The organism is Methanooceanicella nereidis (assembly GCF_021023085.1).
Classification (GTDB): domain Archaea; phylum Halobacteriota; class Methanocellia; order Methanocellales; family Methanocellaceae; genus Methanooceanicella; species Methanooceanicella nereidis.
The window spans coordinates 65,359-79,286 of sequence record NZ_PGCK01000009.1 but is presented as its reverse complement, the minus strand read 5'-3'; the positions used below and the strand labels follow the sequence as shown (position 1 = coordinate 79,286).

Genomic DNA, 13,928 nt, shown 5'->3' with positions numbered 1-13,928 from the left:
AACCTTAGTAAAACCCTATTTCTCACTATTAAACACAATTAATGTTTATTTTTTACAGCGTAATCATATTTTTGGTGTATGGGATGAACGGATTGAAAAAAGCGCTAATTATACTGTTATTAACAATGTTATTGCTATTTACGGCAATCAGCGTCCAATCTGCAAATAACATGGCAGACAGGTCTATTTATAACACGTTACTTAATAAGGGTGAATTTTCCACGATGCTAAAAGCGGTAAATACCGCCGGCATGGAAAGCACTCTTAGCGACCCGGGGCCTTTTACGGTTTTCGCTCCTGACAATGTGGCATTTGATAAACTATCTATCGGGACTGTCAAAGCCCTGACCGATGATAAGGAAATGATGACAGACGTTTTAAAGTATCATGTCGTGCCCGGCAAATACACTGCAGAAGACCTGAAAAAGATGAAAGAGGTCAAGACTATCGATGGAAGGTCTCTTAAAATAAAGACTATCGACGGGGACATAATGGTCGACGGTGCAAGAGTGATCGGGTCCCCCATCGATTCAAAGAACGGTATCATATTTAAGGTAGACAAAGTGCTAATACCCCAGCAGACAGCGGCATCACAAAAAACGATATTCGAAACGCTTTCAGCGGCGAACGATCTGACGACATTGTCCAGCGCTGTGAAAGCGGCAGATATGGGAGATCTTTTTAACAGCACCGGTCCTTATACGCTGTTCGCCCCGGATGATTCCGCATTTGATAAATTACCTTTCGGCACTGTCCGGGCATGGCTCGGAGATAAAGTGAGGCTTGGCAATGTTCTAAGGTATCATGTTGTGCCGGGGAAATATTCCGCCGAAGACCTGAAGGATATGAAGCAGATCAAGACCAAAGATGGAAAGACACTCCCGGTCCGTGTCAAGGGTGAGGAAATTATGGTCGGCGATGCAAAAGTGACCGGCCCTGACCTCGAATGTTCGAACGGTATCATACATAAGGTAGACACCGTTTTGATACCTGAAGATGAAAAGGCTCTTCTGGCACCCGGACAGGTCACGAGGGGGACAGGCACTTTATTGGATTGGATCGGATTGCTTCTGGCAGGCCTTTTAATAGCAGGAATCTTGTTCGTCCTGCTCCCATGGATAATGAAAAAGAGGGGAGAATCAAGGTATGAAGAAGCCATGGAACTGGAAAAACGCAGGGCTCCTGCTGCCGCCGTTTACGGCGAAGCTGAAAATATAACATTTGACGAATCGGCCGTTAACGAGCTAAAGAGCATTGATAAAAGTAAGCTCGCAGGCATCCGTAAATACATCATAGGCTCCTACAATAACTTTAAGGACATGGTCGACCTTGTACGCGACGCTCATATGGACCTTATCCATGTCAGAGATATGGACTCAGCGAGAAGGCTTTCAGAAAAATACTCTTTGAATCCATTCAATTCCAGTACCCTTGAACTGGCGCTGGAGAAAAACGCCACGATATATACGAAGGATAGGGAATTGATGGAAAAATACCGTGCTGCGGGGGCGAGGACGGAGGACTTGAGTAAACTGATAACGGGGGCATAAATAAAAAATAATGGTGTTTCGGCCGTCTTATGGGGCTTATACGCCCCGATTTTTTATCTAAAAATTAAAAAGGCCCGTGATTTAGCATCGATTTTTTCAGCGAATGCGAAATCTCCGGCCATCTTCTCTGTTTTTATTTTATGCAGTTAACACAGTCAGTCCTGCTCATAGTTCAATTATTTCGAACTTCCACATGGAATATCCCAGAAAGATCACTGACAGTGCCATTGTGACAAATATGGGAGCCAGCAGTTCCGCCGGTAAAGGTGAGCCAGCCATGATCGCATTGGCGATATTGGAAAGCGCCCATGGCGTAACATATACCGTTTCTTTAATAATGCTCGGTATTATCTGCCCGGCAAATATTATCCCCAGTGAAACTCCAAGAGCCAATCCTCTGGATGTCGTCAGCGTTCCCACCATGAACATCAATGCCACGTAAAAGAGGCATATTAGTGCCAGTACTCCCATAGCTGTGATGAACGGTATCACCGGCATTGGCGCTCCATTCACTATAGAGAATTGCCCGTATGCGATAGCTCCCTGCAGGAATATGAGTATTGAAAGTAAGGCTATCGCGTTCGCGGCGAACTTGGATATTATGAAAGCTTTTCTGGATACGGGCTTCGACATTATCCATGCCGCCGTACCGGTCTCTCTTTCACTGATAATTATATCATGGGTAAGGATCGCCGCTCCCATCGCGAAACCTAAACCGGCCACGTTGAAAAAGCCTTGCATTCCCATCTCTATTTTTTCACCGGTCGTAAGCACAGTTCCTGTCTGCGTAGCTACTGTACCGGCGACCAGGAATAATATCATCGCAAGCATCCCGTTCACGATAAACGTCCATAGTATCGCCTGTATGATCCATTTTTTAGTCCCCCACCATCTGCCATTCTCTTTTCTGAGCATATTGGAAAGGCCGCATCGCCATCCGTTTTCTTTTATAAGCTGTAATCCGTTTTCAGACATTGTTTTTCCCTCCCACGATATTCATGAATATCTCTTCAAGCTCGTACCTCTTCTTGCCGAATTCTTTCACCTGCACGCTCTTATCTTCGAGCACCAGCCGCAATAATCGATCTTCAGCAATACTGTCATCCGTGACGGTCACGTTGATCGAAGTGCTTCCGTTGGACGAGACCGTATTTACTAAAGACACCCAGGGCTGACCTGTCAGTACGGAACGTGCGTTAGCCGCATCCCCTTTAAGGACCAGGCTGTATACCGCGTTGCCGTTACCCTGAAGTAGTTCCTCGATCGGGGCTTGCGCCACCAGTTCCCCGCGGTTCAGTATTGCGACCGTATCGCTTACTCTCTGGACGTCGGACAGTATATGGGTCGAATAGAATATCGTGGTCTTTTCTCTGAGCTTCTCCATGATCTCAAGCACGTCTCTCCTTCCCATGGGGTCCAGCGATGCTGCAGGCTCATCCAGGATAAGCAGGTCAGGATCGTTTATCTGTGCCTGGGCTATCCCGAGGCGCTGCCGCTCTCCGCCGGAGAATCCTTTGATGGGCCTGTCAGCTTTGTCATCGAGCCCCACCAGCTCAAGAGTATCATCTATCTTATTCTCTATCTCATTTTTAGGGCCGCTGTAAAAAAATCTCGCTGTAAACCGTAATGTTTCCCTGGCGGACATATAATCGTAATATCTCGGGTCCTGCGCCAGGTAACCTATTCGCTTTCGTATTAGTGTGCTTTCCTTTACTATATCCATTCCAAAAACATTGCCTGAGCCCGCAGTAGGCTTGATCAGCCCTAAAAGGAGTTTTATGGTCGTGCTTTTTCCAGCCCCGTTGGGTCCAAGGAACCCGAAGATAGAATTCTTCCTTACCTTTAGATCGAGGGACTTGAGGGCCTGTACGCCATTATACGCTTTTGTCAGGCCGTTTGTGCTTATCACAAGATCGTTATTATCCATGTTTGATCACTGCCATTGTCATAGAGTCTTTTGATATTTTCCGGATCATCAATATATCCTTATGATGTACATAATCAATTTATGTACATATGAGTAATAGGTACTATAGATTAAATAGGTATATATAACTTTTCTTTTTTAATAGGATATTTTGTAAATAATTGGCTGGAAAACACATATCTAATTTAAAAAAGAGTTCAATGTAAAGCGTTAAGTTATGGCGGTACGACCGTTAACTAAATAATATAGTATCATTTATAGAAATAGTCGATTATTTAACGATTTTAATTATTAGAGGTATGATGTTGAAACGGGGTCAGTTATTTTTAGCGGCCATAGCGGTTGTTTTTATATTGGTAGCCGTCTCAGGCGCAATTGTATATGCAAACCCGGGCACCAGGTCCGATATAATCAACTCGGCTACTGTACAGGGTATTTTATCATTATTTTCTCCGAGGCAGGACGTGTCTATACCGATCCATACGAATGTACTGGCCAGCGATCCAGATGCTTCGGCAACTCCCGGCCCTTCTGTAACAACTGATCCAGGATCTACTCCTATTCCTTCAGTTAGCACTATGCCGTCAGCGAATTCGACTACAACTCCCACAGCATCTCCCATCGTGAGCATAACGCCTACTCCGACTCCATACCCGAATTCAACTTACACGCCGACTCCTACGGCTGTCGTGACGATTACTCCGACGCCTACGCCTGCACCGACGTCATCTCCCACACCGGCCCCGACACAAACACCGATACCGACGCCAACTCCTACTTCCAGGCCTACCGGAACTGTTACCGGTAAGGTTACAGCTTATCTTACGAATGCAGGCATAGGCGGAGCCTATGTGGCTATTGTGGACTCAAATGATCCGGATATTATCTATTACGAAACTACGGCCGATAACCAAGGTAATTATGTTATCAATGGCGTGAATGAGACCGGTGGTAAGAGATCGTATATGGTCTATGCGTATCATGAATCATACATTGAAGGTTATTCTCAATCATTCCTGATAGAACCTAATATGGTATTTTGGGTTCGTGTAGTATTAACCCCGAATACGCCGCCTCCGACCCCTACAGGCACAGTGACAGGCCAGGTCACTACTCATAATAATATCGGTATTCCATATGCTTCTGTGGCTATAGTGAGCGCATATGATACGAATCATAAATTTTATGAAACTACGGCTGATGGTAATGGTTTTTTCGAGTTCCCTTGTGTTAATGCCACTGGCAGTCAGTTATCCTATAAGTTATATGCACAACATGGTTCTTATGGGGAAGGATATTCCTATGCGATCGCTGTGCATGAAGGATACACAACAAATACCAACGTAGTAATACTCACATTGCCGGCCAATATTGCACTTTCTGCAGATAACCAAAATATTCAAGCCGATGGCACCAGCACAGCGACCATTACTGCATATGTTACAGATTCGATGGGCAATCCAGTAATAGATGGGTATACTATAACCTTTAGTCAGACTAACACTTCTGCCGGGGCAGGATTGCTGGCCCCTGTCTCATCAAGCTCTCCAGATGGCAGTACTGTCACCGCTACTACAAGAAACGGTTATGCAAGTGTGAAGTTCGGATGGGCAACTGTTGAGGCGACTAATACTATAAGGGCTGAGATTAACAGTTTAAGTGCCCGGGTCGATATACATATAACGCTTTGAGATGATTCCTGCTAAATGGGTACATCATCTCTTTTTTTAAATACCGTGGTATCCTTACTATATTTACCAAATGACTTAAAGGTAAATTAGAGTATATCCGGAATCCGGGATTTATCTTATTAAAAATTAGATGTTAATCCGAATTGTCAAAAATAAAAAAGGAAATCATTCTTCAATCCAGGTTGAAGAATTGTTTTTTCTACTAATTTTATTAATGGAATAATGGGAAAATCCCAGACTGATCATTGATATGACAGTCTAGCTATTCTTTATATTCCATTCCCGAATTCTCATTTGCCTGGCTTAACCTTGTCGTCCTTGCCTCTTCATACAGGTACTCTGCTCTCTTTTCAAGCCGGGCTATTATCTCGAACAGCGATCTCATCTCTTCATCGGTCAGGTTCTCGAACAGGTTGAGCATCGCCTTAATGTCATTATCCTCACGCCTTTTAAACAGGTCATGGCACTGGTCGGTAACCTTAAGCCTGATTATACGCTTGTTCTTTTCGTCCCTTTCCAGGGTCATGAAACCGCGCCGCTCCATGCTGGCAGCGATCTGCTTGACGTTCTGGTGTGTCGTGCTCATGGCGTCCGCGACTTCCTGTATGGACGGAGCATGCCTGAAACCGGCGCCTATGATTATGAGCATGAGCCACTGTTTCGTGGTGATACCGTCCGGTTCCAGTTCCTTTTCGATAATATACCTCCATCGCTGCTCTATCATAAAGAACATGATGAGGATGAATCTTGCCATGTCGAGCCGGCTGGAGCCCATCATGTCTTTTACTTCATCTATATCCGTCAAGCCTTTACCATCTCCCTTGCGAATCTCTTCGCTGCATCGAAGTCTTCCTTCCCCGGGAAGCCAATGTTCATAATAAGAAAAGCCCTTCCCTTGCAGTTATATTTTCCGATTACGACCGCACCTTTTCTACTCAGCGCCTCTTCCATAGCATCCACCTCTTTTCCCTCTCCTTTTCCAGATGCGCCGAATAGTGCCGTCTTCCTGCCCGTGAAATCATTCCCTTCAATGAACTTCATCATGTCATCAGCCGGTTTACCTCCGTAGCAGCCGGAGCCCAGGAATAAAATTTCAGCTTCCGGCAACGTAGAGAGCGACTTGATGCTCTTCGCCGTGACGCCAAGCTCTCCGGCTATAGCGTCAGCCAGCTTCCTGGTGCTTCCGCCCATTGTATAATATAATACTTCGCACATTGTTTAGCCTCCGTTTCAAGCGGGAACCATAGTCTTATCTTTCATCTTTCCGTAGAATGCCACGGCCAGTATGAGCGAGCAAGCCACCAGCACTATGAATAACAGCGCCTGGGCAGCGACGACTTCCACGCCGTTCAGGATCATGAACAGTACCATAGATAGTATACCGGTCCCCAGCGTGATCCCTTTGATGAGGACTATTGACGCAAGCGCGTATCCCCAGGCGTCATTCTTCAGCAGTAAAACTCCAGTAATGAATGCAAGCGGCACCACTACGCCCAGGTCCAGTGCCTGGATGACAAGCGTAGTGTATGTTTCCAGCAATGCCGGGGCCTCGCCCGATACCAGTGAGGGGATGATCACGCCGAGCCACATAAGCAAAATGGCGATACCGATGAAAAACATGAACCCTGCGGTGACTTTAACCGGTGCGCCCGTAAGGCTTTCCCTGACCTTGTTGACGTCAAGGGTAAGTATGCTGGCCGCGAAAGTGTACAGCGAGAGCGAGAAGATGGCCACGTATGCCAGGAACATCTGATTGTAGGTGGCAAGGAACGACATCGACGCATACGTATACAGGAAGAAGAATATCGTGCCCGTCCAGATAAGCCGGCCACGTAGCGAGCCTCTTGCCGCATAATATGCCGACACAAGCAGAAGCGGTACGCAAAATACGAACGTGACCAGGTCGTTGCCTGTCATCTGTGCTGCTCCTGATACGGTATCGTTCTTATACAGGTCTTCCCAGAGCAGCCCTGCGCCGGAGGCGATGGCTGCGAGAATGGCGATAAGCGCTGATGTTATAATGATGATCTTTTTGTCCATATTCAATTTCTCCTTTATTGGTAATATGTTACCTTATTATATGTAACATATTACCTGTTAGTATTTAAGCTTTTTGTTTATGTAATATATTACCTGTTAAACAATGGTTTAAAAAATAAGTACATCGACCGGTTTTATATGAAATTAACGGCTTTTTTGACTCTTCATAAGCAATATATCCGCTAATCGCGGATAAAAAATATGATTTTTTACTTGACAGCAGCACTTATGGAACGATATGGCCGGGCTTAGCGCTGGCATGCCGGGCATATGTACGATGACGTACTCCCGGTCTTGATCTTCTCTATGGTCGTACCGCATTCCGGGCAGGGCTTGCCTTCCCGGTATCCTACCATGAATTCTGTGAATCTTCCGGGATTGCCGTACAGGTCCTTTTCAGGAGCGATCCCGCCCAGCGATACTGCCCTGAGTAAATTATCCTTTATTGCATCATACAGGACCGTTTTCTCTTTTTCTGTCATCTCCGGCACTTTTCTCTCCGGATGCAGCCTTGCCTTGAACAATATGTCCTGGACATACACATTCCCTATGCCGGCGATGGAAGACTGGTCCATCAGGACCGATTTGATAGCACCCTTTTTTGATCTTAGCATAGAATTAAAACGATCGTAAGTGAACTCATCGCTGACGGGCGACATTCCCAGCTTTGAGGTCATTTTATGGCTGTCAAGCGCATTAACCGCATGTGCATAGCCAAACCACCAGAAACCGATTGAAAGATGGCTCCCATCGTCGAACGAGAATGACAGCTGGTATTTATCGGGCAAGCTCTGTCCGGGTTCATGGTATAGCAGGTTGCCTCCCATGCCCAGGCTTAACAGGAAATAAGCATCCGGATATAGCTTAACTAATATCCACTTTCCTTTAGATGTGACCTTACTTAACTTTTTACCGCACACAAGGAGTTTGAATTCTTCAGGTGTCACGTTCAGGCATTTGTGCTGTCGTATCTCTACATCCTGTACTGTCTTTCCCTCAAGCTCTTTGCCCATCTGGCCAGCCAGATTGAAAATCTCGGGTAATTCCGGCAATATCACACACCCCTGGTATCCATGGCCTCTGATACAATAACGCCATGTATGGATTTCGATGATCTATAAAACGATGCCAGTGCGATATTATCTTTTGGCAAGCACACTGAAAATTAATGGATAACGACACCAGCTCATGACTATAGGTTTTAATATGTCACAGTTATCATACGATCTTCTTTTTATATATCCGTACGATCTCGCCATCCCTCTCCATTTCATTTCCCATATATTCCCAGCCTTTCTTTTCATAATAGCCGGTCAGGGGCGTGTAAAGGTATATCGTCCCATATCCCAGCTCTTTTGCTTTTTTTAACACAAAGTCCTGAAGGGCAGAGCCAATACCTTTGGATCTATATTCGGGTAGAACGTAGAGATCCGCCATCCATGGGAAAAGATCCTGTCTGGAGAAAAGGTCCGCCCTTAACAGCGCGACAGTGCCGACTGGCATACCGTCATGATATGCGACGTACATCATGGGGATATCGTCGGCTTTACAATGCGCCACAAGGCTCCTGTAAAATTCATAGTTTCGAGTATTGCCCCAGAAACTCCATAACCATTGGGCGACAATGCCCTGGACTTCCGGGCTTTCCGATACGCTTGAAAAAACGATGTTACTCATCGATAAACCTTCATTGCTGACCTGTTATAATACTTACCATCTCTTGTTCTTTCATAAAGTACCATGATTTGTAATTCCAGTTGCAATTAGACCAGAATCAAATTGGGTAATAACTCTGCTTATGCAAAACCTTATATACTTATCATGACATTACGTCAAAATAATGACACGTTGTCAGAAATATGACACAATGATATATTTATGACATGGTGTCACGTAAATGGGGCGATTAATAGTGTCGAAGGCAGAGAGGAAGGAGAGAGAAAAAGAGTGGCGGCGAAACGAGATCATCGATACCGCAGAGAAAGTGTTCTTCTCCAGAGGCTACGAGAACGTCAAAATGGATGACATAGCAAAAGAGATGGGACTGGCAAGGGGGACTCTATACCTGTATTTCAAGAACAAGGAGGATATATATGTCTCAATCGCTATCCGCGCCTCGAAAATAGTCAATCAGGTATTCACCGAATGCTCTCAGAGGAAAACGACCGGGATCGAGAAGGTCAGGTCACTCATTATGTCTTACAATGAGTTCTATAAAAAATACCCTGGCTATTACTCTGCGTATTATCATTCCGGGATGTTCGATCAGAAGGATTCCCCGGAACTTGAAGAGCTAAGACGTATACGGGCTGATAGTTTCCGCATGGTGGTGGATGCTGTCCTTGAGGGCATCAGGGACGGGACGATCAGGAAGGATGTCCAGCCTGAAGCAGCCACACTGGTCATGTTGTTCTCGACGAATGACGTGCTAAATCTCACTCCGGTCACCATGATGTATATGAAAAAGTTCGGGCTGGACCAGGACGGGCTCTTCGATATTACTCTGGACATGATGATGCGTTCCATCGAAAACGTAAAAAAAGCTCGAAAAGCGGCCTGATGAAGGCTGTATGCTAACGATCATTTATAGGATCTATCAGGAAGGAAGTGGAGGTAAACGATGTACAAAGTATTATACTACTCGATGACCGGCAACACTAAGAAGCTGGCCATGGCTATCGCGGATGAGATCGGCGCAGAGGCGGAGAGCATCAAGTCGCTGACTACGCTGCCGGATGCAGAGGTCGTTTTCCTGGGAAGCGGGAATTACGGGAATAAGCCGGGGGAAGACATGTCGAAGTTCATCGAGAAAAACGATCTTTCCGGGAGGAAGTTCGCTCTCTTCGGCACTTCCGGCAGCGGCGAAGGCAATGAGGTCCGGGCAATGTCTGAAGCCTTGAGACAAAAGGGGGCCGTTGTCCTGGGAAGTTATTATTGTAAAGGGCGGGCTTTCCTTGTCATTAATATGGGCCACCCGGGCAAAGAAGACCTGGAAGGCGTGAGGAAATTCGCAAGAGAGATGATCAAAAGCAATTGAGACAGGTCGTTAATATGGATATCAAGAAGATCTTACTGGCTGCCGGGTCAGTACTTATTTTAGCAGTCGTGGCGGTATTTGCCGTACTGGGCTTTGTCATATTTGATGTTATGAGCTATACTGCAACCGGGTCTGAAACAATTAACCCTGCAGGCGATGTTACCGGTAAAGCTCTTGTAGTATATGACCCGGGCATTTCGGGTAGCGCTAAAAACATTGCCGAGACAGTGGCAAATGACCTGAAGTCGAATGGATATGTGGTAGATCTATCGGGCATCCGAAGCCAGACAGCCGCTGACCAGTCCGGTTACGACGTCATAGTTGTCGGCGGACCTATATATGCCGGTAATGCCAGCAGTGCTGTCCGGGAATATCTGGCTTCGATGAAGCCTTCGGAAAACGCGAAAATAGGGGTGTTCGCTACCGGCTCGGTCAGTATCTCCGATGCAGGACAATTGCAAAAAGAAGCGGCTCCGCTTCCGGATGATAGCCCGATCATGATAGATGCTGTCGTAAAGCTGATCCCTCAGGATGATACGGACAGTAAATGTGCAGTGTTTGTCACAACTCTTCTACAATAGGGGTAACCGAAAATGAGCATGCTTTACGCGTATAAGCCACAGAAGGACCGTTTCCTGCTCTCAATATCACGGGCATTATTTGCAGCAGGAGTGACGCCGAACATGATAACCGCGTCAGGCTTGCTCATTTCCGGCATTGCAGGTGCGCTTGCCATGTCAGGCCACCTCTATGCCGCTATCATACTTTTCTTTGCCGGAGCCTGTCTTGACGCCCTTGACGGATCATTCGCGAGAGCATGCGGCCTCTGTACTGAGTTTGGTAAATACTTTGATAGCTGCTCTGACCGGTGCTCTGAGCTTTTACTCGTCACCGGCGCTGTCCTCGGAGGCGCACCAGTCTCCGCTTTTCTGGTCGTGGCAGGCTCTGTTCTTCTCATGGCATCGAGGGTTTATAATCACAGGAAAGGCCTCGATTCAAATGCTGCCATGTTCGGACGGCCGGAAAGGATAATGCTCCTGATGGCCGGATTAGTATCCCCTGAACCTTACAACACAGTACTTTTTATGGCCGCTTTCATGATGTGTATCATTTCATCGTTACAAGCTCTGGCTTCCGGAATTGATTGGAAAGCCAGTAAATTAACACTCATGGCCGATACTAAAAAATGATGGCAGTATAAAAATTTTAAACGGAGAGTAAGATAAAAATGGACAAACTTTTTGGGTGATCATGACCTGCCAGCGCCAGTCATATATTTTCGAGTAGAATTACTTTCATTATATGGATATATTGACCGTTTTTGTATATCTGCAGCAGATAAATATCCAATTTTAATATGCGTCTATTAATTTTTTATATAATAATTCTAAATAAATTTAGAAATTAATATATAATTATAATGCATTGCGAATTATGGATTTAGTTAATAATATCGATATCCTGTAGCCGCAGGGATAATATGGCAGGATATTAAAGAATTATCGTTGAGGGGGATGTTATCTGGTATGGTCAACAGTTCAAGATCATCTGGCCGGTATAGTATTTTAAAAATCACATTCAATTTTTGTAATGATTATAGAAGGTCGAAAGTAAAAAATAAAATATTGTCTACTATGGCGATAATAAGTATCGCTTTAATGTTCATGACTGCGTTATCAAGCGCAGCGAAGCCAGATCCGGGCTCGTTCGATCCTTATGGCATCGGTTTGATAAATGCTGCAGGTACTTCGCCGATGATGGGCCCTTTTTCTCAGATATATGGTATGGGGCCTGGTGCGGTAACCGGCCCTAAGTTCGCACCTGTAATTGAATATGGGATGAGCGGTCCGAGCTTTATGTTTGGGGACCCCGGGCAGCAATATGGTTATGGCGGATTTGCTACCGGATATGGATATGGGCCGGGTTATGCCGGGCCGGGCGTTATGGCCATGAACCCGTTATCGAGGATGAACATTCTGGCAATAACCGGCTTCATAAATGGCATGTTCTCTCCGGGATTCGGAAACTTCAATACTGGCGTTTTGGAGGCTCCAAAGGTACTGATAGAAAAATGGGAAAAGGAATCTAAAAAGTCAGTTCCTAAAAAACCGTCTAAGATCGAAAATGCTTCAAAACCTGCAAAGGCTGCTAAATAAGCTATGGCCGTCGAAGCATTCTCACGGTATCCTTGAGATACACAAAAACTGAATAATTCATATACGGAAAGAAAAAAAAATAAAAAATGTCTTATACAGCTCACATAGCCGGTACGGCCACCAGTTCCGGATAGAACAATGGCCTGCCATACTCTTTCTTTCCAAACTCGCCGATCTTTTGCTGGACCTCGGGACTGGCCATATAGTCCATGAACGTCTTTGCCATATCATAGTTCACGTCCGGATGCTTTGCCGGGTTTACCGTTATGATATCATACTTGTTCTCAAGAGTCTTATCGGCATCTACAAGCAATCCCAGGTTCAGGTTTTTCCTCTCATTCAGGAAAGTACCTATATCCGTGAGCGTATATGCCTGCTCATCACTTGCCTTCCTGAGGGTATCGGCCATTCCCTTACCGGTCTCCATATACCATGCGGACAGAGTAGAAGGTCTTGTCGCTCCGCTTTGATCCCACATCTCCATTTCTTTCATATGGGTACCGGACCTGTCACCTCTGGAAACGAACTCGGAATTAGACCGTGCGAGCTTTTCGAACGCCTTTGCAGCGCTCATTCCTTTAATACCTGCAGGGTCGTTCTTCGGTCCGACGATCACGAAATAGTTGTGGGCGATCTGTTTTGTATCCTTGCCATATCCTTCATCCATGAAGGTTCTTTCTTCTTTCGGGCTATGGGCGATCAGAACGTCGACATCGCCTTTAGCACCCATTCTCAGGGCTTCACCAGAACCGACCGGTATTACATTAACCTTAACATTATGCTCTTTCTCGAAAGCAGGTATTACCTGATTAAGTAAACCTGTGTCCTGCATGCTGGTCGTAGTGGCCAATCTTAAAACCTGCGGGTTCGAAGCTGTTATGCCCGACATGGGTATTAATACCAGCATAATAGCAAATACTATTACGCTTGTTCTTGTAATGTTTTTATAATTCATAACATCCCCTAATTGAGATGGATTATTTTATAAATAAAAATATATAAAATATAATTTAATATTATAATATTGATACAGTTTTTTGTTCGATATCCTTTTTATGGATTCCAATTTTACTTATTAGCATAAATATCAGCTAATTGACCAAATCAACACACCATTACCGGTTTTTTTTATTCCGAAATTGCATAGTTTTTGTATTTTTAATAAATTATCGTATGACATTATCCAATAAGCCTTATTATCTGTTTTATTATCCGTGTCTTGTTTTTTAAACACCAGGAGTTCATCTTCAATTGCTGCTTTTATGTACCCATATCGATCAGTATATCTAAAATTATATGGTCTGCTACCATTTCTTCCTGTTAAATACTTGTTTATGATCATTTAGTATGTACAATGAAAAAGAATAGTTTGTTTCCGGGATTTTATTAATAAATCCATTTTCTTTAAATAATTTCTATAAATTTGGTATATTACGCAATCTAAAGTCTTAATTTTTTATGTTAAATGTTACCAATGTATATTAATTCGGGGCTTAAACCAGTGAATAAGGGTATATTTCAAAATCA

The 13,928-nt window shown here is 44.7% G+C and carries 17 protein-coding genes; 7 read left to right on the top strand and 10 right to left on the bottom strand.

Translation table 11 applies throughout. From position 1 onward, the window contains the following. Positions 1-83 precede the first annotated feature (83 nt). On the top strand, positions 84-1,550 hold the full coding sequence (locus CUJ83_RS11175; protein WP_230742399.1) for a fasciclin domain-containing protein: 1,467 nt from the start codon (positions 84-86) through the stop codon (positions 1,548-1,550). Between the two features lie 165 nt (positions 1,551-1,715). Here the strand turns inward: CUJ83_RS11175 and CUJ83_RS11170 are convergent, their stop codons facing one another. The 3 genes from CUJ83_RS11170 to CUJ83_RS11160 form a co-directional block, all read right to left on the bottom strand. After that, positions 1,716-2,525: an ABC transporter permease gene (locus tag CUJ83_RS11170; RefSeq protein WP_230742398.1), complete on the bottom strand. Its 810-nt coding sequence runs from the start codon at positions 2,523-2,525 to the stop codon at positions 1,716-1,718. Further along, positions 2,518-3,477, bottom strand: a complete 960-nt coding sequence (locus CUJ83_RS11165) for an ABC transporter ATP-binding protein (RefSeq protein WP_230742397.1) — start codon at positions 3,475-3,477, stop codon at positions 2,518-2,520. Before CUJ83_RS11165 ends, CUJ83_RS11170 begins: the two co-directional genes overlap by 8 nt. A gap of 316 nt (positions 3,478-3,793) precedes the next feature. Then, entirely contained in the window at positions 3,794-4,087 is a 294-nt protein-coding gene (locus CUJ83_RS11160) for a hypothetical protein (protein ID WP_230742396.1), read from the bottom strand. 13 nt (positions 4,088-4,100) lie between these two features. Between CUJ83_RS11160 and CUJ83_RS15935 the strand changes: the two genes are divergently transcribed. Further along, positions 4,101-5,168: an invasin domain 3-containing protein gene (locus CUJ83_RS15935; RefSeq protein ID WP_230742395.1), complete on the top strand. Its 1,068-nt coding sequence runs from the start codon at positions 4,101-4,103 to the stop codon at positions 5,166-5,168. Positions 5,169-5,430: 262 nt separating this feature from the next. Here CUJ83_RS15935 and CUJ83_RS11150 read toward each other — a convergent pair whose 3' ends face one another. The 5 genes from CUJ83_RS11150 to CUJ83_RS11130 all read right to left on the bottom strand — a co-directional run bounded on the left by CUJ83_RS11150 (position 5,431) and on the right by CUJ83_RS11130 (position 8,885). Next, positions 5,431-5,973, bottom strand: coding sequence for a MarR family winged helix-turn-helix transcriptional regulator (locus tag CUJ83_RS11150; protein WP_230742394.1), 543 nt, complete (start codon positions 5,971-5,973; stop codon positions 5,431-5,433). Beyond that, positions 5,970-6,383 (bottom strand): flavodoxin family protein, encoded by a 414-nt coding sequence (locus CUJ83_RS11145; RefSeq protein ID WP_230742393.1) that lies wholly within the window; start codon positions 6,381-6,383, stop codon positions 5,970-5,972. Before CUJ83_RS11145 ends, CUJ83_RS11150 begins: the two co-directional genes overlap by 4 nt. Positions 6,384-6,398: 15 nt before the next feature. Then, positions 6,399-7,208 carry a hypothetical protein gene (locus CUJ83_RS11140; protein WP_230742392.1) on the bottom strand — a complete coding sequence of 270 codons (810 nt, stop codon included), beginning with the start codon at positions 7,206-7,208 and terminating at the stop codon, positions 6,399-6,401. Between the two features lie 248 nt (positions 7,209-7,456). Beyond that, a complete protein-coding gene (locus CUJ83_RS11135) occupies positions 7,457-8,266 on the bottom strand; it encodes an Fpg/Nei family DNA glycosylase (RefSeq protein WP_230742391.1) in 810 nt (269 codons plus the stop codon). Between the two features lie 160 nt (positions 8,267-8,426). Then, entirely contained in the window at positions 8,427-8,885 is a 459-nt protein-coding gene (locus tag CUJ83_RS11130; protein ID WP_230742390.1) for a GNAT family N-acetyltransferase, read from the bottom strand. 220 nt (positions 8,886-9,105) lie between these two features. On the opposite strand from CUJ83_RS11130, the gene CUJ83_RS11125 reads away from it, so the two are divergent. The 5 genes from CUJ83_RS11125 (at position 9,106) to CUJ83_RS11105 (ending at position 12,401) form a co-directional block, all read left to right on the top strand. Continuing rightward, positions 9,106-9,768 (top strand): TetR/AcrR family transcriptional regulator, encoded by a 663-nt coding sequence (locus CUJ83_RS11125; protein ID WP_230742389.1) that lies wholly within the window; start codon positions 9,106-9,108, stop codon positions 9,766-9,768. Positions 9,769-9,828: 60 nt separating this feature from the next. Then, positions 9,829-10,245, top strand: a complete 417-nt coding sequence (locus CUJ83_RS11120; RefSeq protein WP_230742388.1) for a flavodoxin family protein — start codon at positions 9,829-9,831, stop codon at positions 10,243-10,245. A 14-nt stretch (positions 10,246-10,259) separates the two neighbouring features. Continuing rightward, the gene (locus CUJ83_RS11115; RefSeq protein ID WP_230742387.1) at positions 10,260-10,826 is read left to right on the top strand and encodes a flavodoxin family protein; all 567 of its coding nucleotides are present in this window, start codon (positions 10,260-10,262) and stop codon (positions 10,824-10,826) included. Positions 10,827-10,838: 12 nt separating this feature from the next. Next, on the top strand, positions 10,839-11,435 hold the full coding sequence (locus tag CUJ83_RS11110; protein WP_230742386.1) for a CDP-alcohol phosphatidyltransferase family protein: 597 nt from the start codon (positions 10,839-10,841) through the stop codon (positions 11,433-11,435). Between the two features lie 435 nt (positions 11,436-11,870). Further along, positions 11,871-12,401 carry a hypothetical protein gene (locus CUJ83_RS11105; protein ID WP_230742385.1) on the top strand — a complete coding sequence of 177 codons (531 nt, stop codon included), beginning with the start codon at positions 11,871-11,873 and terminating at the stop codon, positions 12,399-12,401. 100 nt (positions 12,402-12,501) lie between these two features. On the opposite strand, the gene CUJ83_RS11100 is transcribed toward CUJ83_RS11105, so the two are convergent. Both CUJ83_RS11100 and CUJ83_RS11095 read right to left on the bottom strand, forming a co-directional pair. After that, complete coding sequence (locus CUJ83_RS11100; RefSeq protein ID WP_230742384.1) at positions 12,502-13,356, bottom strand: ABC transporter substrate-binding protein; 855 nt, start codon at positions 13,354-13,356, stop codon at positions 12,502-12,504. 132 nt (positions 13,357-13,488) lie between these two features. Next, positions 13,489-13,743 carry a hypothetical protein gene (locus tag CUJ83_RS11095; RefSeq protein ID WP_230742383.1) on the bottom strand — a complete coding sequence of 85 codons (255 nt, stop codon included), beginning with the start codon at positions 13,741-13,743 and terminating at the stop codon, positions 13,489-13,491. Positions 13,744-13,928 lie beyond the last annotated feature (185 nt).